The sequence below is a fragment of the Cognatundibacterium luofuense genome (genome assembly GCF_018139685.1).
In the GTDB taxonomy this organism is placed as follows: domain Bacteria; phylum Pseudomonadota; class Gammaproteobacteria; order Burkholderiales; family Burkholderiaceae_D; genus Undibacterium; species Undibacterium luofuense.
Genome location: NZ_JAGSPN010000008.1, coordinates 124,865 through 145,473 on the forward strand (window position 1 = coordinate 124,865; position 20,609 = coordinate 145,473).

At 51.2% G+C, this 20,609-nt stretch carries 19 protein-coding genes; 7 read left to right on the top strand and 12 right to left on the bottom strand.

Annotation, left to right across the window (positions count from 1 at the left end; genetic code table 11):
* The first annotated feature begins 44 nt into the window (after window positions 1-44).
* Window positions 45-875, top strand: a complete 831-nt coding sequence (locus KDM89_RS12020) for a PleD family two-component system response regulator (RefSeq protein ID WP_212688176.1) — start codon at window positions 45-47, stop codon at window positions 873-875.
* A 133-nt stretch (window positions 876-1,008) separates the two neighbouring features.
* On the opposite strand, the gene KDM89_RS12025 is transcribed toward KDM89_RS12020, so the two are convergent.
* Together KDM89_RS12025 and KDM89_RS12030 are read right to left on the bottom strand one after the other, a co-directional pair.
* The gene (locus tag KDM89_RS12025) at window positions 1,009-2,178 is read right to left on the bottom strand and encodes a vWA domain-containing protein (RefSeq protein WP_212688177.1); all 1,170 of its coding nucleotides are present in this window, start codon (window positions 2,176-2,178) and stop codon (window positions 1,009-1,011) included.
* The gene (locus KDM89_RS12030) at window positions 2,172-2,777 is read right to left on the bottom strand and encodes a GNAT family N-acetyltransferase (RefSeq protein ID WP_212688178.1); all 606 of its coding nucleotides are present in this window, start codon (window positions 2,775-2,777) and stop codon (window positions 2,172-2,174) included. The genes KDM89_RS12025 and KDM89_RS12030 overlap by 7 nt, the downstream gene beginning before the upstream one ends.
* 266 nt (window positions 2,778-3,043) lie before the next feature.
* On the opposite strand from KDM89_RS12030, the gene rpsT reads away from it, so the two are divergent.
* A complete protein-coding gene (rpsT, locus tag KDM89_RS12035; protein ID WP_212688179.1) occupies window positions 3,044-3,307 on the top strand; it encodes a 30S ribosomal protein S20 in 264 nt (87 codons plus the stop codon).
* Window positions 3,308-3,474: 167 nt separating this feature from the next.
* Here rpsT and KDM89_RS12040 read toward each other — a convergent pair whose 3' ends face one another.
* Window positions 3,475-3,939, bottom strand: a complete 465-nt coding sequence (locus KDM89_RS12040; RefSeq protein ID WP_212688180.1) for a DUF192 domain-containing protein — start codon at window positions 3,937-3,939, stop codon at window positions 3,475-3,477.
* A 112-nt stretch (window positions 3,940-4,051) separates the two neighbouring features.
* Window positions 4,052-4,612, bottom strand: a complete 561-nt coding sequence (locus KDM89_RS12045) for a pseudouridine synthase (protein ID WP_212688181.1) — start codon at window positions 4,610-4,612, stop codon at window positions 4,052-4,054.
* A 192-nt stretch (window positions 4,613-4,804) separates the two neighbouring features.
* Between KDM89_RS12045 and icd the strand changes: the two genes are divergently transcribed.
* Window positions 4,805-6,058: an NADP-dependent isocitrate dehydrogenase gene (icd, locus tag KDM89_RS12050; RefSeq protein WP_212688182.1), complete on the top strand. Its 1,254-nt coding sequence runs from the start codon at window positions 4,805-4,807 to the stop codon at window positions 6,056-6,058.
* A 209-nt stretch (window positions 6,059-6,267) separates the two neighbouring features.
* On the opposite strand, the gene KDM89_RS12055 is transcribed toward icd, so the two are convergent.
* A complete protein-coding gene (locus tag KDM89_RS12055) occupies window positions 6,268-6,471 on the bottom strand; it encodes a cold-shock protein (RefSeq protein ID WP_040040153.1) in 204 nt (67 codons plus the stop codon).
* Between the two features lie 387 nt (window positions 6,472-6,858).
* Here KDM89_RS12055 and clpS point away from each other — a divergent pair, with 387 nt between their 5' ends.
* From clpS to KDM89_RS12070, 3 genes are read left to right on the top strand one after another with little or no spacing between them, the layout of a single operon-like run.
* Window positions 6,859-7,167 (top strand): ATP-dependent Clp protease adapter ClpS, encoded by a 309-nt coding sequence (gene clpS, locus KDM89_RS12060; RefSeq protein ID WP_212688183.1) that lies wholly within the window; start codon window positions 6,859-6,861, stop codon window positions 7,165-7,167.
* Window positions 7,164-9,467: an ATP-dependent Clp protease ATP-binding subunit ClpA gene (gene clpA, locus KDM89_RS12065; RefSeq protein ID WP_212688184.1), complete on the top strand. Its 2,304-nt coding sequence runs from the start codon at window positions 7,164-7,166 to the stop codon at window positions 9,465-9,467. The genes clpS and clpA overlap by 4 nt, the downstream gene beginning before the upstream one ends.
* Before the next feature lie 53 nt (window positions 9,468-9,520).
* Entirely contained in the window at window positions 9,521-9,799 is a 279-nt protein-coding gene (locus KDM89_RS12070) for a hypothetical protein (protein ID WP_212688185.1), read from the top strand.
* Between the two features lie 98 nt (window positions 9,800-9,897).
* Here the strand turns inward: KDM89_RS12070 and dut are convergent, their stop codons facing one another.
* From dut to KDM89_RS12105, 7 genes are all read right to left on the bottom strand, one after another.
* Window positions 9,898-10,347 carry a dUTP diphosphatase gene (gene dut / locus KDM89_RS12075; RefSeq protein ID WP_212688186.1) on the bottom strand — a complete coding sequence of 150 codons (450 nt, stop codon included), beginning with the start codon at window positions 10,345-10,347 and terminating at the stop codon, window positions 9,898-9,900.
* A gap of 26 nt (window positions 10,348-10,373) precedes the next feature.
* Window positions 10,374-11,576, bottom strand: coding sequence for a bifunctional phosphopantothenoylcysteine decarboxylase/phosphopantothenate--cysteine ligase CoaBC (gene coaBC / locus KDM89_RS12080; RefSeq protein WP_212688187.1), 1,203 nt, complete (start codon window positions 11,574-11,576; stop codon window positions 10,374-10,376).
* Between the two features lie 9 nt (window positions 11,577-11,585).
* The gene (gene lspA / locus KDM89_RS12085; protein WP_212688188.1) at window positions 11,586-12,101 is read right to left on the bottom strand and encodes a signal peptidase II; all 516 of its coding nucleotides are present in this window, start codon (window positions 12,099-12,101) and stop codon (window positions 11,586-11,588) included.
* 90 nt (window positions 12,102-12,191) lie between these two features.
* Complete coding sequence (ileS, locus tag KDM89_RS12090; protein ID WP_212688189.1) at window positions 12,192-15,059, bottom strand: isoleucine--tRNA ligase; 2,868 nt, start codon at window positions 15,057-15,059, stop codon at window positions 12,192-12,194.
* A 72-nt stretch (window positions 15,060-15,131) separates the two neighbouring features.
* Window positions 15,132-16,112 (bottom strand): bifunctional riboflavin kinase/FAD synthetase, encoded by a 981-nt coding sequence (locus tag KDM89_RS12095; RefSeq protein WP_212688190.1) that lies wholly within the window; start codon window positions 16,110-16,112, stop codon window positions 15,132-15,134.
* Between the two features lie 337 nt (window positions 16,113-16,449).
* Window positions 16,450-16,662, bottom strand: coding sequence for a hypothetical protein (locus KDM89_RS12100; protein WP_189357436.1), 213 nt, complete (start codon window positions 16,660-16,662; stop codon window positions 16,450-16,452).
* 141 nt (window positions 16,663-16,803) lie between these two features.
* Window positions 16,804-17,949 carry a methyltransferase gene (locus KDM89_RS12105; protein WP_212688239.1) on the bottom strand — a complete coding sequence of 382 codons (1,146 nt, stop codon included), beginning with the start codon at window positions 17,947-17,949 and terminating at the stop codon, window positions 16,804-16,806.
* A gap of 221 nt (window positions 17,950-18,170) precedes the next feature.
* Between KDM89_RS12105 and KDM89_RS12110 the strand changes: the two genes are divergently transcribed.
* A complete protein-coding gene (locus KDM89_RS12110) occupies window positions 18,171-20,135 on the top strand; it encodes a DUF885 domain-containing protein (protein WP_212688191.1) in 1,965 nt (654 codons plus the stop codon).
* Window positions 20,136-20,609 lie beyond the last annotated feature (474 nt).

A 20,609-nucleotide genomic window follows, 5' to 3' on the forward strand; every position in this document is an offset into this window, starting at 1 on the left:
GTTTTCGGCAGCTATTGTAGCTGCAATGCGTAGCTGGATAAACGATGACAACAAAAACATCTGCCATCGCGATTAGACTCCTCGGTTTTCCCCCGAAAGAAGAAGAAACCTTTCGCAACGTGCTCGCAGTAGCGCGTGAAAAGGGCTATCGCTATACCTGCCTGCTTCCCGGCAGTATTCAGGACCCTGACATGTACATCGTCAATGCGGGCAATCTGCCGGCAATGGCCTTGCTGTCTGACCTGCATCCGGGGGAAGCACAGCCGGTATTGCTGATCGGAAAAACTGAGCTGGAATTTGACTTCCCGGTCATGCCACGTCCGATCCGCTGGCGCAAAATTTTCGATGTGCTGGACGATATTATCGATAAACGTCAATTGCTGCTGACCACGCTCAGTGCGCAAACCGTGTTGTCGGTACATGAGCGTCGCAAGCATCCGCGTCTGGATCTGGATCTGACCGATCCGGAAGTGTATCAGCGTATGCGTAAGCAACCGCTGGCACGCGGCGGCATTCTGATCGTCGATAAAGACACGCAATTCCGTGAATACGTCGCATCCATCATGGATCCGTACGGCATTCCGGTAACGCTGGCGAACGATGAACGCAGCGCTTTGCTGCTCGACGGTAATAACCAGCATGCGCTGACATTTATTAATACGTCGACGCAGGGTGTTGACCCTTACCGTTTATGCGACGGGCTGAAACGTCAGAATCAGGGTTTGAAAAGTGCGGTGGTGTTGCTGGTCGACAGACACTTTGAATACAAGCCTGAGCTGGGGCAGAAAGTGCGTTGTGAAGGTTTTCTGACCAAGCCGATTTCGCGCAAGGTCATTCTGAAAACGATGAAGAAATATCTGTATCTGGATCATTAAAGCGCAATCTGCGCGGGCGATGCTCAGCGAAATTTCAGCCAGATTTCAGCGCCATTTCAGTGGGATACTGCGGTGTAATAAAAAAGCAAAAACGGGCAGCCACGCTGCCCGTTTTTATTGCTGAACCGATTCTTTATTTGCTGAGCAAACGCATTGCGCGATCCAGCCCGTCCAGCGTGACCGGAAACATCCGGCCCGCCATCAGTTGCTGCATGATCGCAATCGACTGGCGGTATTGCCACAATCCTTCCGGCTCCGGATTCAGCCACGCTGCTTTCGGAAAAGTATTTGTGAAGCGTTGCATCCAGGCTGCACCGGCTTCGGGATTGTTATATTCCACTGATCCGCCCGGTTGCAGAATCTCATAAGGACTCATGGTCGCATCACCGACAAAAATCAGCTTGGTATCGGGCGGATAGCGACGCAGCACGTCCATCGTCGGAAAACGTTCCGCATGGCGGCGGTGATTGTTTTTCCACAGATAGTCGTACACGCAATTGTGGAAATAATAAAAATCCAGATGCTTGAATTCACTGCGTGCAGCGGAAAACAATTCTTCGGTCAGCGCAATATGATCATCCATGCTGCCACCCACATCGAGCAGCATAAGAACTTTGATATTATTTTTGCGCTCTGGCTGCATGCGCAAATCCAGATATCCTGCATTGTTCGCGGTAGCGCGAATGGTGTCATCCAGTGCCAGTTCTTCATGCAGGCCGGTGCGGGCAAATTTCCTTAAACGGCGTAACGCAATTTTGATATTGCGGGTGCCGATGGCTTTCTGATCATCGTAATCCTGAAACGAGCGCTGCTCCCAGACTTTCACTGCACGCCTGTGTGTGCTTTCGCCACCGATGCGGATGCCTTCAGGGTTATAACCGCCATTGCCAAAAGGCGATTTGCCACCCGTGCCTATCCATTTGCTACCGCCTTCGTGACGTTCTTTCTGCTCTTTCAGCAATTCCTGCAGCCTGTCCATCAGCTTGTCATAGCCGAATTTTTCCAGCGCAGCTTTTTGTTCGGGCGTCAGCTCACGCTTCAGGCGCTGTTCCAGCCAGTCGAGCGGAATATCCGGTCGCTTTTCAAATAAAGTATCAATGCCGCGAAAGTATTTGCCGAAGGCCTGATCGAATTTATCGTAATGCGCCTCATCCTTGACCAGAATAGTACGCGCCAGAAAATAAAAATCATCAATGCTGTGAATGCCGGCATCACTTTCCAGTGCTGCCAGCAAATCCAGAAATTCACGAATTGTGACCGGGACGCGTGCATCCCGCAGGGTATAAAAAAAATCAATCAGCACTGCAAACTATCTCCGTTACGATGCAGGCGGAAGTGCAAATGCTGCTTCACGCCCGGCCATTCATCGAGAAGAATACTATACACCACGGTGTCTCTGACTCGCCCGTCCGGCATGATCATATGGCGGCGCAGTATGCCGTCACGTTTCGCACCCAGCCGCTCAATCGCTGCCTGCGAACGCTGGTTCAGCCAGTCGGTACGGAATTCAACCGCATTGCATTGCCATGCTTCAAATGCATGTTGCAGCAACAGCAGTTTGCAATGGGTATTTACGCCCGAGCGCTGCATGCTTTCCGCGTACCACGTGTAGCCGATTTCGACCCGTTTGTTTGCGGTATCCATATTACAAAAGCGGGTGGAGCCGATGATGTTGCCGGAAGGTAAATGTCGGATTGCAAATGCAACGGCGCGGCCTTGTTGCTGCATGTCCATTGCAGTGTTAAACCATGTTTGCAAGCGCTCAGGAGACGGAACTGAGGTGAAAAACAGTTCCCATAAACGACCATCGGCGGCCGCCACCGACAAGGCGGGCAGATGGGTTTCATCGAGAGGTTCAAGCCGCACTAAACTGCTTTCCAGTGTCAGGGTTTTCTGATTCATCGTCACTCCGGTCAATGTTCAAAGAGCAAATATTGCTGCAATACAGTGTAAACCTGTGATGTGCGGCAGTGCGCAGCAGATTAGAAAAATATGCTGCAGCAACTGTAAAAACGTTTTATAATCCTTAGTTCCCTGAAAACCCCGGCAATGCTTGCTAACGCCACGCAAAGGCGTTATACTGCAAAGCTGTATAGAAATTTTTCGCGGCGTGGCATTTGATTCAAATTTGCTTTGACCCGTCGCTCTGACCACGTTTAGGAAATCTCATGGCAAATACCGCACAAGCACGCAAACGTGCTCGTCAAGCAGTTAAACAAAACGCACACAACTCCAGCCAGCGTTCTGAGCTGCGCACAGCAATCAAAGCTGTTCGTAAAGCAATCGACGCAGGTGATAAAGCTGCTGCTGCTAGCATTTTCCAGTCTTCTGTTTCGACTATCGACAGTATCGCTGACAAGAAAATCATCCACAAAAACAAAGCTGCACGTCATAAAAGCCGTCTGGCAGCTGCTCTGAAAGCAATGGCGTAATTCGCTGTTTCTGTTCAGTAGTAAGTGGAAAAACCGCAGCCAGTCTGCGGTTTTTGCTTTTCAGCTATTGTTTCTGGTTTGCAGATTCGGATGTCTGAATGGTAAATAAAAAGCCCCGGTTTACGTCGGGGCTTTTTATTTTTGATTCACGTCGCACTGACTATCAATCAGGATTTGCTGCCAAGCGGAACGCCTTCAATTTTGCTGCCGGCTTTAATGCCTTTCGCCTTGAACCAGCCCTGACGCATTTCCAGTGCATAACGGACATTTTTCTTCGCGCAATGCGATTCCAGTGACTGCGGCTGCATATCTTCGATATTCACAATTGTGCCATCCGCATCCATAAATGCGACCGACAACGGAACCAGTGTGTTTTTCATCCACATGCACACCATCGCCTGTGCCTGAAAATCAAAAATCATGCCTTCATTTAAGCCCAGCTGTGTGCGGTTCATCAGGCCAACCTGCCTGTCAGCTTCAGTTGCTGCAACTTCAGCGCGAATCAGATGAATGCCTGCATTCAGTGTAGTTACAGGTAAACGGGATTGTGCGATTGCTGTGGTGGCTGACAATAACAGCGCAATGCCAAAGCCTGCATTTGTCAGTGATCGTAATAACGGATTTTTCAGCATAAGACTGTGTCGATAATGATATTGATGTAAGTATCGTACCGGAAAAATCCGGTAAGGCAGACGAGCGGGGATGATTTTTTGTATCAAATCGTCACCTCTCAGAGTCAGTTTCTTATTTCAGCAGGTGTGCAGGATCCACTTCCATCCAGTCACCCGGCATCAGAGGAAAATCTTCCAGCGCATATCCGGCAATAGAAGTCCGTACGAGGCGCAGGGTGGGGAAGCCGACTGCAGCGGTCATGCGGCGGACTTGCCTGTTTTTACCCTCGGATAACACCATGCACAACCAACTGGTCGGGATGTTTGCGCGCTGACGGATAGGCGGATTGCGCTCCCATAACCATTCCGGCTCTTGTATACGCACGACTTTGCACGGTTTGGTGATGAAATCCCCCAGATTTAATGGCTGACTCAGTTTATCCAGATCTGTATTTTCGGGAATTCCTTCCACTTGAACCAGGTAGGTTTTGGGTAACTTATGGTCGGGATGGCTGATCAGATTTTGCAGCTTGCCATTGTCAGTCAGCAAAACCAGTCCCTCGCTGTCAGCGTCCAGGCGTCCGGCGGGGTAAATATTGGGAATTGGCAGATATGCTGCTAAAGTGGGCCTGTCTGGATGCGCAGAGAACTGGCACATCACATCAAAAGGTTTGTTCAGTAATATGAGTTTCATCAGCTAAGTGTAACCTTAATTTTGCAAATTGATGGCATCCAGTAAAATAGTAGTGCATAATACGAAATAAGGTCTTCTGTCTTATATAAGAGTTAATGGTGCATGTGGTGTGTTTCCGGCAATTCTGTAAGCAGACACAAGACAAAGTCAGTAAAGCGCAACCCGCTAGATCGTCCAACTACGGAGAAAACGATGTATCAACATATTAAAGTGCCAGCAGAAGGTCAAAAGATTACGGTCAATGCCGATTTTTCCCTGAATGTTCCGGATAATCCGATCATCCCTTATATCGAAGGCGATGGTACCGGTGTTGATATCAGCCCGGTTATGATCAAAGTCGTTGACGCAGCTGTTGCTAAAGCTTACGGCGGCTCACGCAAAATCAGCTGGATGGAAATCTATGCTGGTGAAAAATCCACCAAAGTTTACGGCCCTGACGTATGGCTGCCGGAAGAAACACTGCAAGTTCTGAAAGACTATGTTGTGTCTATCAAGGGTCCTCTGACAACACCAGTTGGCGGCGGTATCCGCTCCCTGAACGTTGCTCTGCGCCAGGAACTGGATCTGTACGTTTGTCTGCGTCCAGTACGTTACTTCAAAGGCGTTCCATCTCCTGTACGTGAGCCGGAAAAAACTGACATGGTGATCTTCCGTGAAAACTCTGAAGATATCTACGCAGGTATCGAATTTGCACAAGGCTCTGATCAAGTGAAAAAACTGATCAAGTTCCTGCAAGACGAAATGGGCGTGAAGAAAATCCGCTTCCCGGAAACTTCCGGTATTGGTGTTAAACCAGTTTCCGTCGAAGGTACTGAGCGTCTGGTGCGTAAAGCAATTCAATACGCAATCGACAATGACAAGCCTTCCGTGACGATCGTTCACAAAGGTAACATCATGAAGTACACCGAAGGCGGTTTCCGTGACTGGGCATATGCACTGGCACAAAAAGAATTCGGTGCAGAACTGATCGATGGCGGCCCATGGTGCAAATTCAAGAATCCGAAAACAGGTAAAGATATCGTTGTTAAGGATTCCATCGCTGATGCGTTCCTGCAGCAAATTCTGTTGCGCCCTGCAGAGTACAGCGTTATCGCTACACTGAACCTGAACGGCGACTATATCTCCGACGCACTGGCAGCACAAGTTGGTGGTATCGGTATCGCTCCGGGTGCAAACCTGTCTGATTCCGTAGCAATGTTTGAAGCAACGCACGGTACAGCACCTAAATATGCTGGTAAAGATTATGTGAACCCAGGTTCTCTGATCCTGTCTGCAGAAATGATGCTGCGTCATATGGGCTGGGTAGAAGCGGCTGATCTGTTGATCACATCGACAGAAAAAGCGATCACTTCCAAGAAGGTAACATACGACTTTGCACGTCTGATGGAAGGCGCGACGCAGGTTTCCTGCTCCGGCTTCGGCGACGTGATGATCGAAAACATGTAATTCAGTTCATTCTGATTTGCAAAGAAAAAGCCGGGGAAACCCGGCTTTTTTCGTTTAGTTGCCGGTATGCTTGTTAGCATCGCTTATGGAACAAATATTGCCGGCAATTCGGCTTCAGTCAGGCTGTTTCCTGTTCGGAGTGGGTGCAGGAGGGGCAATAAAAAAAGCCCTGAATAATCAGGGCTTTTACAAGGAAGTACGGATCCAGCTTATCCGTTTTGGATATTAGATGCTTGCTTGCCTTTAGGGCCTTGCGTGACTTCGAACGAGACTTTCTGACCCTCTTTCAGGGTTTTGAAGCCATTCATCTGGATTGCGGAAAAGTGGGCGAACAAATCCTCACCACCGTCGTCCGGAGTGATAAAGCCAAAGCCTTTGGAATCATTGAACCACTTGACGGTACCTGTTGCCATAATGCGTCTTTCAAAGAATAACTAATCACACGAGCCGTAAAAGCAAGGAAACTGAAACAGCCCCTCCCAAACCTGCCCCCTTCGTGTTGCTTAAAAACTATTTTTTAGACAACAATGTCATTCTTTGCGGAAAAAAAAGTTTAGTCAAGAAACTTTTGGGCGCCTTGTTGTATTGTTGTATTTTTAAGAGAACTCTTGTGATTTAAGTCACAATTCCGTCATGAACCGTTAAAAATTATGCTGATTTTGCTTCTTGCGAACCGTAAATTCGGCACTATCTGCTAAATACTGAGAAACAGGGTAACATTTGAGGCAATGCGGAATAAGTGGGCTATTTATTCGCTTATTATTGGCATTCAAAGACGGCCAAAGTACTAAAATAAGCGTATGGGAACAAAGCAAGAAAACAGTACCGTACTGGAGCGCGAAACGCAGAAGCTGAAACCGCCTCCAATGTACAAAGTGATATTACTTAATGACGACTATACGCCGATGGAATTCGTCGTTGCGATCGTACAGGAATATTTCAACAAAGACCGTGAGGCAGCGATGCAGATCATGCTCAAGGTTCACCGCGATGGAAAAGGAATTTGTGGCGTGTATCCTAAAGATATTGCGCAGACAAAAGTGGAACTGGTGTTGACGCATGCCAGGCGCGCCGGTCATCCGCTGCAATGTGTGATGGAGGAAGTATGATTGCTCAGGAACTGGAAGTTAGTCTGCACATGGCTTTTGTGGAAGCCAGGCAGGCGCGTTATGAATTCATCACGGTCGAGCATTTACTGCTGGCATTGCTGGATAATCCTTCGGCTGCGGAAGTACTCCGCGCATGTGCCGTGAATATTGAAGATCTGCGCAAGACGCTGTCTGTATTCATTGCTGATAATACGCCAACAGTACCTGGTACCAACGAAGTTGATACGCAGCCTACGCTTGGTTTTCAGCGTGTGATCCAGCGTGCGATTATGCACGTGCAATCTTCTTCTAACGGTAAAAAAGAAGTAACTGGCGCAAACGTACTGGTAGCTATTTTTGGTGAGAAGGATTCTCACGCTGTTTATTACCTGCATCAGCAAGGCGTTACCCGACTGGATGTTGTGAATTTCATTTCCCACGGCGTTCGCAAAGATCAGCCGCAGGATACTCACAAATCGCATGAAGGTGCTGAAGAAGGGCAGGCGGAAGCTGCATCGCGCGAAAATGCGCTGGATCAGTTTACGCAGAATCTGAATCGTCACGCAGCTGAGGGGAAAATCGATCCTCTGATTGGTCGTGATTCTGAAGTTGAGCGGGTGATTCAAATTTTATGTCGCCGCCGTAAAAATAATCCTTTGTTGGTTGGTGAAGCGGGCGTAGGTAAAACCGCGATCGCCGAAGGGCTGGCATTGCGTATCGTGCAGGGTGAAGTACCGGATATTTTGCAGAATGCAGTTGTGTATTCGCTTGATATGGGCGCGCTGCTGGCAGGTACCAAGTACCGCGGTGATTTCGAACAACGCCTGAAAAGCGTGCTGCGTCAGTTGCGTGAAACTGCGCACGGGATTTTGTTCATTGATGAAATTCATACCATTATCGGTGCTGGTTCCGCTTCAGGCGGAACGCTGGATGCTTCCAATTTGCTGAAGCCAGCTTTGTCTGGTGGTCAGCTGAAATGCATTGGCGCGACAACCTATACAGAATACCGTGGTGTATTTGAAAAAGATCATGCGCTTTCCCGTCGCTTCCAGAAGATCGACGTGGCCGAGCCTACAGTTGAACAAACAGTGCAGATTCTGCGCGGCTTAAAAGCCAAGTTTGAAGAGCATCATAATGTGAAGTATTCTGCGTCTGCGCTGACAACAGCAGCAGAGCTGGCTGCGCGTTACATCAATGACCGGCATTTACCTGACAAAGCAATTGACGTGATTGATGAGGCTGGTGCTGCACAACGTGTACTCCCGAAATCCAAGCAAAAGAAAACGATTGGTAAGGCTGATATTGAAGATATCATCGCCAAGATCGCCCGTATTCCACCACAAACAGTGAATCAGGATGATCGTGCTAAGTTGCAGACTATTGAGCGTGACCTGAAAAACGTGGTTTTCGGTCAGGATCCGGCAATTGAAGCATTATCGTCAGCGATCAAAATGGCGCGTGCTGGTCTTGGTAAAACCGATAAGCCAATCGGCGCTTTCCTGTTCTCCGGTCCTACCGGCGTCGGTAAAACCGAAGTGGCAAAGCAACTGGCATTTACGCTTGGTATTGAGCTGATTCGCTTCGATATGTCCGAATATATGGAGCGCCATGCCGTCAGTCGTCTGATCGGCGCACCACCGGGCTACGTTGGTTTTGATCAGGGTGGCTTGCTGACGGAAGCAATCACGAAGAAGCCGCATGCAGTATTGCTGATGGACGAGATTGAAAAAGCCCATCCGGACGTGTTCAATATTCTGCTACAGGTCATGGATCACGGTACGCTGACGGACAATAATGGTCGTAAAGCAGATTTCCGGAATGTGATCATTATTATGACCACGAATGCCGGTGCGGAAAGCCTGCAGAAGCGCAGTATCGGATTCCAGAATACGCGTGAGGCTGGCGATGAAATGGCCGATATCAAACGCATGTTCACACCGGAATTCCGTAACCGTCTGGATGCAATTATCAGCTTCCGTTCACTGAACGAAGAAATTATTCTTCGTGTGGTGGACAAATTCCTGATGCAGCTCGAAGAACAGTTGCATGAGAAAAAAGTGGAGGCCGCATTTACCGATACGCTGCGTAAATTCCTCGGCAAAAAAGGCTTTGATCCTCTGATGGGCGCACGCCCAATGGCTCGCCTGATTCAGGATATGATTCGTAAAGCGCTTGCTGATGAATTATTGTTCGGGCGTCTGGTATCCGGCGGTAAGGTCGTAGTGGATTTAGACGACAACGATCAGATCCGACTGGAATTTTCTGAGGGTGAAAATGATCCACCATCCGGCGCCTCGCAGGAAGTGGCAGAGTTGGAATAATAATAAATAACAAGGGCGGCGTTCGCTGCCCTGTTTCATTTTTTGGGGGACATATGGCGATTCCGAAACCACCGGCATATATGCTGGAATATACAGCCAAAACGATTGAATCAATTTTATCTGCCGCCGCAATTAACGGCCAGGAAGTTGAAGTAGATGTTTATAACCGCAGTGATGTGAATGAGCGGACAACAGGTACCGGCCGCAGGCTGAAAGACGAGGATGATCAGTTTCTTGTTTGCGTCAGTGTAAACAATGGCATTAACGAAGATTACTGGAGCTATAACATTGTCCGGGAATCCGCCAGCCGAGCACGTAAAACCAAACGCTGAATGTTAATGTTCTAGATGCAATAAAAAAAGCCGGTTTTGAACCGGCTTTTTTTATTGATACTGAGCAATGCTTAAAGCGATGTGGCCTTCAGATTGCTTTATTGCTTACCTGTGCTGCCGAATCCACCTTCGCCACGGCTGCTGTCACCGAATTCATCGACCACATCAAATTCGACCTGCATCACAGGCACGATGACCAGTTGAGCCAGTCTGTCCATAGGATTCAGTGTGAATGCGGTCTGACTACGGTTCCAGGTAGAAACCATCAATTGCCCCTGATAATCGGAATCAATCAGACCGACCAGATTGCCCAAAACGATACCGTTTTTATGACCCAGACCACTGCGTGGCAGAATCATTGCGGCATAACCAGGGTCAGCGATGTGAATTGCGATACCGGTTGGTATCAGAACGGTCTGACCAGGCTCAATGGTAATAGCAGTATCAATGCAGGCACGTAAATCGAGGCCAGCGCTGCCCGGCGTACCGTAAGCAGGTAACTGATCTTTCATGCGTTGATCAAGAACTTTTAAAGCGACTTTTTTCATAAGAACTCTTCAGAGAAAAACAAAGATCAGTGTGGCAGACGGTTGGCCAGCTCACTGATCAGCATAGCGGCGAGTGCAGTTTTGCTCGCACGTGGCAGGGCATGGTGACCATGTTCGTCGAACAGGATCAGTTCATTATCGTCTTTGCCAAATGTCTGATGGCCGATATTACCCACCAGTAAAGGTACATTTTTTTTCAGACGCTTGGCGGCACCGTATTCGAGCAGTTGTTCGGACTCAGCAGCAAAGCCGACGCAATACGGTGCATCATCCATCGCAGCAACGCTGGCCAGAATATCCGGATTTTGTGCGAATTCCAGTTGCGGTAAATCTCCGGCACTGTTTTTCTTCAGTTTCTGATCGCTGGCATTAGCAACCCGCCAGTCAGCGACAGCGGCAACGGCAATAAATGCATCCTGACGTTGCGTCAGCAGGTTTGCCATGACGGCATCATGCATTTGCTGTGCGGTTTGTATGCTAATACGTTGCACGCCATACGGAGCAGGCATTGCAACAGGGCCGGATACCAGCGTTACCTGTGCACCGGCACGGTATGCCGCTTCGGCGATGGCATAACCCATTTTGCCGGATGATAAATTGGTGATGCCGCGTACCGGATCAATCGGTTCAAACGTCGGGCCCGCAGTAATCAGTAAATGCTTGCCAGCCAGCACTTTTGGGGTGAAAGCGGCGATCATTTCTTCCAGCAATTCTTCGGGTTCCAGCATGCGCCCATAACCAGTTTCGCCGCAGGCTTGCGCGCCGGCAGCAGGGCCGAGTAGCTGCAGGCCATCCAGACGCAGGGTGGCGACATTACGTTGCGTTGCCGCGTTTTGCCACATTTCCACATTCATCGCCGGTGCAATCAGCAATGGTAAATGGGCAGGGCGGGCAATACACAGTGTGGACAATAAATCGTCACACAGGCCATTGGCCAGCTTCGCCATGAAATTGGTGCTGCAAGGCGCAATCAGAATCGCATCTGCATCGCGGGTCAGATCGATATGCGGCATATTGTTAGGGATGCGGCTGTCCCAGGCATCGGTGTACACCGTTTGGCCGGACAAGGCTTGCATGGTGACCGGCGTGATGAACTGAGTCGCAGATGCGGTCATAACCACTTGCACACTGGCTCCGGCTTTGACCAGCGCGCGCGTCAGTTCTGCCACCTTGTAGCAGGCGACGCCGCCGGTCATGCCGAGCACAATTTTTTTACCCTGCAATACCATGGCAACTCCTTACTTATTCACGCGGCGCAATTCATCCAGAATGAACAATGCTGCACCAAGGCAGATTGCGCTGTCCGCCAGATTGAAGGCCGGGAAATGGTAAATTTCCTGATAGTGAAAATCCAGAAAATCGATGACATGACTATAGAGTACGCGATCAATCACATTGCCGATGGCACCTCCCATGATCAGTGACAAAGCCGCGCAAAACATTTTCTGACTACTGTTTTTAAATAACAGCCAGCTGATGTATGCCGCAGCACCCAGACCCAGTACGGTAAAGAAATAGCGTTGCCAGCCAGATTCGGTGGCCAGCATACCGAATGCTGCCCCTCTGTTATAGACCAGCGTCAGATTAAAAAACGAGGTCACGCTCAGGGTTTCTGCAAAAGAAAACAAACGCGTGATCGTGATTTTGGTGACCTGATCCAGCAAGACGACAATAGCCGCGATGCCAAGCCACAGGATAAACGCGCTGTTAGAACGGGAATTGCCAACCGGCAGCACTTTCTTTTTTGTTGCCATAACGTGTATCAACCAATGTCAGGATAAGCGCAGCAGCGGACTGCTGCTGCACAGAAAAAAGCGGGGAAGATCCCCGCTTGTCGCGACGCATCAGGCAAACTGACGCGCTTCACCTTCGCCGAACAGATTGCTGTGGCAACGGCCGCACAGACCAGCATGATCCGCGTGGCTGCCAACGTCGGCACGGTAGTGCCAGCAGCGTTCGCATTTCTGATGCGAGGATGGTGTGACCAGTACCTGCTCTTCTTCGGCAGTTGCTACTTCACGCACGACTGCTGCCGACACGATCAGAGGGAATTTCAGGTCATCGGCAAAGCTGCTGAGTACCGCAAACTTTTCGCCGCTGGCGAAAATTTCCAGTTCTGCCTGCAGGGAGGAACCGATTTTACCTTCCATGCGGACTTCTTCCAGTTGCTTGGTCACCTGATTCCGTACGTCGCGCAGAATCGCGTAACGCGCCAGCAGTGCTTCTGCATCCGCAATCGCAGGTAACTGGTAGAAAGTCTGTGTGAAGATGGTTTCGTCACTGTCTTTGAAGCTTTGCTCACCGGCAAAGAATGCCCATGCTTCTTCGGCTGTGAATGACAATACCGGAGCCAGCAAGCGCAGCATGGTATGGGTCAGATGCCAGATCGCAGTCTGAGCAGAACGGCGTGCCGGAGAATTCACACCGCTGGTGTACAGACGGTCTTTCAGCACGTCCAGATAGAAACCGCCGAGGTCTTCCGAGCAGTAAGTCTGCAGCTTGGCGACGACAGGATGGAATTCGTATTTGTCGAAATGCGCCAGCACTTCGGTTTGCAGTGCATTCACACTGGCGATAGCAAAACGGTCGATTTCCAGCATATCGCTGATCGCGACGGAATCGGTTGCCGGATTGAAGTCCGAAGTATTTGCCAGCAGGAAGCGCAGGGTGTTACGGATACGGCGATAGGCTTCGGTCACACGTTTCAGGATTTCATCTGAAATCGACAATTCACCGGAGTAATCGGTCGATGCCACCCACAGACGCAGAATGTCAGCGCCCAGCGTATCAGTGATTTCACGCGGTGCAATTGTGTTGCCCAGCGATTTGGACATCTTGCGGCCTTCGCCGTCCACGGTAAAGCCGTGTGTCAGCAGGGCTTTGTAAGGCGCGCGGCCATCCAGCATAGAACCGGTCAGCAGGGAAGAGTGGAACCAGCCACGATGCTGATCCGAACCTTCCAGATACAGATCGGCAGGGAAGCTCAGTTGTTCCGCATGGGAACCGCGCAATACAGTTTTATGGGTGATGCCGGAATCAAACCAGACGTCCAGCGTGTCACGGTTTTTCTCGTACATCGCCGCATCTTCTGCGCCCAGCAATTCTTCTGCGGTCAGCGCATGCCATGCTTCAATACCTTGCTGCTCAACACGTTGTGCGATTTGTTCCAGCAATTCCGGCGTGCGCGGATGCAGGGCACCGGTTTCTTTGTGGATAAAGAAAGCCATCGGCACACCCCACTGACGCTGACGCGACAGTGTCCAGTCCGGACGGTTGGCAATCATGCCTTGCAGGCGGGCTTTACCCCATGCCGGGAAGAATGCAGTTTGCTCAACAGCATTCAGCGCTGTGGTACGCAGGGAATCACCACCGTCTTTCGGTGTGTTATCCATGCTGGCGAACCATTGCGACGTGGCGCGGTAAATGATCGGGGTTTTATGGCGCCAGCAGTGCATGTAGCTGTGGTCAAACATTTTCAGCGAGAACAGCGTGCCGGCATTGCGCAATGCTTCGCAGATCGGCTTGGATGCTTCCCAGATCGTCATGCCGGCAAACAGTGGCAGTGTCGATGCATAGCGGCCATCGCCCATGACCGGCGCGATGATGTCGGCATCTTTCATGCCGTGGGCTTTGCAGGACTGGAAATCTTCGATACCGTAAGCAGGTGCGGAGTGGACGACACCGGTACCGCTGTCGGTGGTCACGTAGTCGCCCAGATATACCGGTGACAGACGCGCATAGCCTTCGTGAGCAGCGGTCAGCGGATGCTTGAAGCTGATGCCGGCCAGTTTTTCACCGGTAGTGGTAGCGATGACTTCACCTTGCAATTCCCAGCGTTGCAAACTGCTTTCCACCAGATCCTGCGCGATCAGCAACAGAATGGTTTCGCCGTTACGTTCGGTTTTGACCAGCGCATACACCACTTCCGGATGCATATTCAGCGCCTGATTCGACGGGATAGTCCACGGTGTGGTAGTCCAGATCACGCAGTAACCGGTTTGTACCGGCAGGGCGCTGAGGCCGAATGCCGCCGCCAGTTTGTCATGTTCAGCAAACGGGAAGCCGACGTCGATCGACGGATCACGCTTGTTTTCGTATTCCACTTCCGCTTCCGCCAGTGCGGAGCCGCAATCGAAACACCAGTTCACCGGTTTCAGACCACGGTACACATAGCCTTTTTCCAGCAGGGTGCCGAGCGCACGGATTTCGTCCGCTTCGTTGCTGAAGTTCATGGTTTTGTAAGGATTATCCCATTCGCCCAGCACACCCAGACGGCGGAAACCGGTTTTCTGGTTATCAATTTGCTGATTCGCGTAAGCGCGGGCTTTCTGGATCACTTCATCCACCGGCAGGTTTTTGCCGTGCAGTTTTTCAATCTGGATTTCGATCGGCATGCCGTGGCAATCCCAGCCCGGGACATACGGTGCATCAAAGCCGCCCAGTGTGCGTGCTTTGATAATCATGTCTTTCAGAATTTTATTGACGGCGTGACCCAGATGGATGTCACCGTTTGCATACGGAGGACCATCGTGCAGGATGAATTTCGGACGACCGGCAGCGGCTTTGCGCACACGTTCGTAGATTTGTTTGTCCTGCCATTGTTTTACCCAGTTCGGTTCGCGCTTGGCCAGATCACCGCGCATAGGGAAAGCTGTTTCGGTCATATTGACCGGATATTTGCTGGCAGGTTTCGCCGTTTTCTTATCAGACATAATTAAGAGAATTTGCTAAAAATGGTTGGACTCACCGGAACGCCGGTGCGGAAAGCGGGTGTTTTCCGGTGGTCAAATTCGGTCGGTTGCGGAACTGGCCGGTATGCGTGCCTGATCGCGGAAATACGCTCTGGCCTGACTCGCATCATTTTCGATGGCGGCGGTCAGGGTTTCGAGATCATGGTATTTCTCTTCATCGCGCAGCTTTTTCAGGAATTCAATCTGCACGACTTTGCCGTAGGCGTGGCCGCTGTAATCGAATACATGCGTTTCCAGCAGCACGCGGCCATTGTCTTCCACGGTAGGACGCACGCCGAGACTGGCGACGGCCGGCAAAGGCTGGTCGGACAGACCATGTACCTGCACTACGAAAATGCCGTTGACGGCAGGGCGCTGGTGCGCAATGCGCAGGTTCAGCGTCGGGAAGCCGATGGTGCGGCCCAGTTTTTGCCCGTGAACCACGTGGCCGGAAATGCGGTAGCTGTGGCCGAGTAAATCGCTGGCATGGCTGAAATCACCGGCGGCCAGTGCGGCGCGCACAGCGGAAGAAGAGATACGGATATCACCGTTTTTGACGGCGGGTAACACACTGACTTCAAAGCCATAGCGCTGGCCGGCTTCTTTCAGGGTGTCGGTATTACCGGCGCGGCGTGCGCCAAAGCAAAAATCTTCGCCGACCATCAGCCATTTCACATGCAAGCCTTCCACCAGAATCTGGCGGATAAATTCTTCCGGCGACAGCGATGCGAAATGCTGATTGAAGTGTTCCACAATCACGCGGTCAACACCGGCGTTTTGCAGGGATGATAAGTTGTCGCGCAGATTGGCGATACGGGACGGTGCTTTGGAGACATCGCCGGCCAGACGTGCAAAGAAAGCACGCGGGTGCGGCTCAAAAGTCATGACCGCAGATTCCAGCCCGAGCCGGTCTGCCGCAGCGCGCAAATGGGCGAGCAGCGTCTGGTGTCCGAGATGAACACCGTCAAAATTACCGATTGCCAGCGCACATGGTGCGCGCGAGGCGGCATTGGGAAGTCCGCGAAATACCCTCATTGTTTCCGGAAAAATCTGCTGCAAAGCGTCAGATTATAAATGCTTTCGGCCATTTCAGCCGCAAATTGCCTGTGTTTGCGCCAGAAGAACGCCTCGGTCGGCTTGTTCTGCGCAGACGCCGGCCTTGTTGCGTCGCACAGAGGGGCGCTGTTCATGCACTCGCCGCCAGCTGCGGACGGTCAAAAAGCCATTTTTCAGCCTAAATGCGGTGTTCTGCACAGAAAAAAGCCGGTTTTTAGAGGACGTCCGCAGAAACACTGGCTGAGCGGGCAGGTCGAAATTTGCCCGAATGACGATTTCTGCAGAGCCTTGCCTGCTGATCTGTGGCAGATCAGGATCAGTGGTGGTGCGACCAGGTCACAGAATCGGAAGCCAGATAAGAAGCAACGGCTTCTTTATCACCGGTGGCATGCTTCATCACTTGTCCGCAATCGCAAATACCCTGATACGGGGAAATATGTGAGCAGGCTGACACTTTTTGCAGAAACACTTTGACTGGCTTCTGGCAGGAAGTGCATTTAAAGGTCAGGATGCGGGCTGGTTTGGACATAGAACACTCTCAGAATTTCAGAAAAACAAAATCAACACAAACAACAAAAACAAAACGAAGCAAAACAAAAAACGTGCAATCAGTATGAATGCGCAACGCAGTCATCCGTATCGCCAGCCGGCAAATACCGCGCTGACTTACTTACAAATGATGACGCAAGCGCCACAGTGACGTCACTTCCTGTGAACGGGCGCGGTGCAGCGGATCGGTGTTATCGGTGGCTTTGGCATGACGCGGACGGATATCCATTTTGCCTGCCACCACCAGACCGGCGGCGCTGATCAGCGCGAACAATTCATCTTTACCGCGCAAACCCAGATGCTCAGCCAGATCCGACATAATCAGCCAGGCTTCGCCATCGTCAGTCAGATGTGCTTTCAGGCCGTTCAGGAAGCCGCGCAGCATGCGGCTGTCCGGATCATAGACCGCGTATTCGATGGCGGAACTCGGACGTGCCGGTAACCATGGCGGATTACAGATAATCAGCGGTGCTTTGCCTTCTGGAAATAAATCGGCAGTTTGCAGCGTGACTTGCGCAGCCACGCCTAAACGCTGCAGATTGTCCGCTGCACAAGCCAGCGCACGCTGATCCTGATCAGTGGCGATAATGCGGCGCACGCCTTTGCGCGCCAGCACCGCTGCCAGTACGCCTGTACCGGTGCCGATATCAAATGCCAGTTCGTCTGAAGGCAGACGGGCTTTCTGTACCAGATCGATGTATTCGCCGCGTATTGGTGAAAACACGCCGTAATACGGGTGAATTTTGCCGCCGAGTGCGGGAATCTCCACACCGTTTTTGCGCCATTCATAGGCACCGATGATACCCAGCAATTCGCGCAGCGATAAGGCGAAGGCTTCCCCTTCGGCAACGCCGGCTTGCGTCAGTGCCAGTTTCACATCCGGTGCGCGGCGCAGCGGAATGCGCAGATCGCCGTTGACTGGTATCAGTACCATGCCGAGAATGCGGGCGCGGTGCGCCTGTGCCTGACGGTGCTGATGGAAAATCTGGGTGATATCGCTGCTGACTGGTTTGGCATTGCGTGAACTTTTCTTTTCCAGACGGCGTCCCAGTGCCTGTACCAGTTGACGGGCCTGATGATAATCACCCTGCCACAATAAAGCGGTGCCTTCGCACGCCAGTTTGTAAGCCTGATCGGCGGGCATGCGGTCATCCGCCAGCAGCACTTTTTTGGGCGGTGCGCTGCCATTTTCGGAGCGCCACAGGCAGGAGCGTTGTTCGCCATCCTGCTCCCAGTGCAGGTGGCCGGGCAGGGTATCAGTCGTCATCACAGTCAGAAATTCCAAAGTGCAGCAGCAAAGGGCGTAGTGTAGCAAAGAAGGGCGGATTCACAGAATGCTGGCACTCCGGCCGTATTTTGTGTTTAATCACCGTTCCCGAAAAAAGCCTGATTGCAAAGTTGTTGTGCGGGCTGGCGGGGCAGTGGACGGTAGCCGCCGTAAATGGCAGGCATGGCGCGCTGCAAAGAATAATGAATAAGGGAAACAAGATGCAAAGTTACAAAGCAATCCTGTCGGCGCTGGCACTCAGCGTGGCTGGCAGTGTGCTGGTGGTGCCGGAAGCAGAAGCGGTGAATCGTCCTGCAAAAGCAGCGGCGAAAAATACGAAGAAGGCAGCACCCGCAGCAAAAGGAAAATCTGCGAAAGCGGCGCCAAAAAAAGGCGGAAAAGCCAGTGCCAAAGCTGGTAAAGCGGGCAAAGGTGGCAAAGCAGCCAAACTGGCACCAAAGCGCGGCGGGCATGAAGATATCCGTCTGATTAAAAGCGCTGAATTTGCAAATACCCGCGCTTACTTTCTGAAAGATTTCTGGCAGCAGGATCCTGAAACCGCGATGTCTGCCGGTCGTTATGATGCGGGTAACCGTTTATCGGTTCAGGATGAGCCTACCCGCGAACAGTATCTGCAGTTTTGCGAACGCTGGCTGAAAACGCTGGGCAATATCAATGAAACCTATTTGCCAGCGGCGGATAAAACCGATCTGGCGATGATGCGTCAGTATCTGGAAAGCAGCCGCTGGTACATCAATACTTTCAAGGAATTTGCATGGAATCCGTCGGTACACAATGTAGCCGGTGGTTTTGACAGTCTGATCAACACGCCGTTTGCGCCGCTGGAAAAACGTCTGCGTTTAATCAGCGAACGTCTGATTAAAGTGCCGGCGTATTACGCAGCAGCACAGCAAGGTTTACAGCAACCGACGCGCGAGCATACGCAGCTGGCTGTTGCACAGGTAGCCGGAACGCTGGCGGTGTTTGATCTGATCGCGGATCAGGCAAAAACATCCACCCTGAGCAGTACAGAAAAAGCCGATCTGAAATCGCGCCTGCAGGATGCACGCATTGCAGTCACCGGTTACCGCGATCATTTGCAGAAATTGCTGAACACGACACCGGACAACGGCTGGCGCTCTTTCCGTATCGGTAAAGAATTGTATGAAGCGAAGTTTAAAGCCGATATTCAGTCGGATCTGAGCGCGGAGCAAATGTATCAAAAGGCGCTGGCAGCGAAAGAAGATGCACTGACCCGCATGGCAGCGCTGGCGGATCAGTTATGGCCTAAGGTCATGGGGGATACTGCGAAGCCGGAAAAAGTGAATCAGCGTATTAAGATGGTGATTGATAAGCTGTCGGAAAAACATGTCAGTGCCGATCAGCTGTATCCGGAAATTCGTCGTCAGTTGCCGGTGCTGGAAGCATGGATACGGCAAAAAGACTTGCTGAATCTGGATGCAAGCAAACCGCTGGTGGTACGTGAAACGCCGGAATACCAGCGCGGCGTGACGGTGGCATCGATAGAAGCGCCGGGGATTTTCCGTCCGCGTGACAACACTTACTACAACGTGACACCGCTGACCGGTCAGCCGCCGGAACAAATCGAAAGCACGCTGCGCGAGTACAATCACTGGGTATTACAGATTCTGAATATTCATGAAGCGATTCCCGGTCATTACACGCAATTGCAGCATGCAAATCAGTCGATGTCCGTAATTAAAGCCTTATACGGTAACGGTGCAATGATAGAAGGCTGGGCGGTGTACAGCGAACGCATGATGCTGGAATCCGGCTACGGCGGCGATACGCCGGAAATGTGGCTGATGTATTACAAATGGAATCTGCGCACGATCTGCAATACCATCCTCGATTACTCGGTGCATGTGCTCGGGATGACGCAGGAGGAAGCGCTGCGTTTCCTGATGGAAGATGCATTCCAGACGCAGGCTGAAGCCCGTGGTAAGTGGTCGCGGGTGCAGTACAGCTCGGTACAACTAACCAGTTATTTCAGCGGTTACGCCGACATCATGGCGTTCCGTGATCAGCAAAAACAAAAGCTGGGCAAGGATTTCCGTCTGAAAACTTTCCACGAACAATTCCTCAGTTACGGCAGTGCGCCGGTGGCGATGATACGCAAAATGATGGAAGAGGCGCAGAACAAACCGGAAGCAGCGGCAGAGTAATTGTTTGCGGTGGAAACGGAGGTCCTTGTGACGCCATTTCCGTATTGCAAGTTCTGCTGACGCACATCGACGACATCGGTCAGCGGTGATGTTAATCCGGTTTGCGTGAATGACGATTGAGCGGGCAGTTTGCCCGCTTTTTTTTATTCGCTGTTTTACGCTTTTGTTTTGCGCTTCTGCTTCCAGCGGTTTCTGTCTGCATGCCTGCGGACAATCCGGAATCGCGAATTCCGCACAGAAAATGCCTCAAATGCGGTGTACTGCACAGCACCTGCCTTGTCGTCGGCAGAAAGTCTGGTTTTCACAACATGGCATGTGACGAAAATCGCACACTTTGGCGGTTTTCTGTGGTTTTTATGCCGAAAGAATACATCTTCCAAATCCTCAGTAACAAAACTGACATTTGTCGGTGCTAACCTGCGAAACGTTTGCGCAAACGATTGCTGTTGAGAACGTCTGTTATCTCCGTGGAAA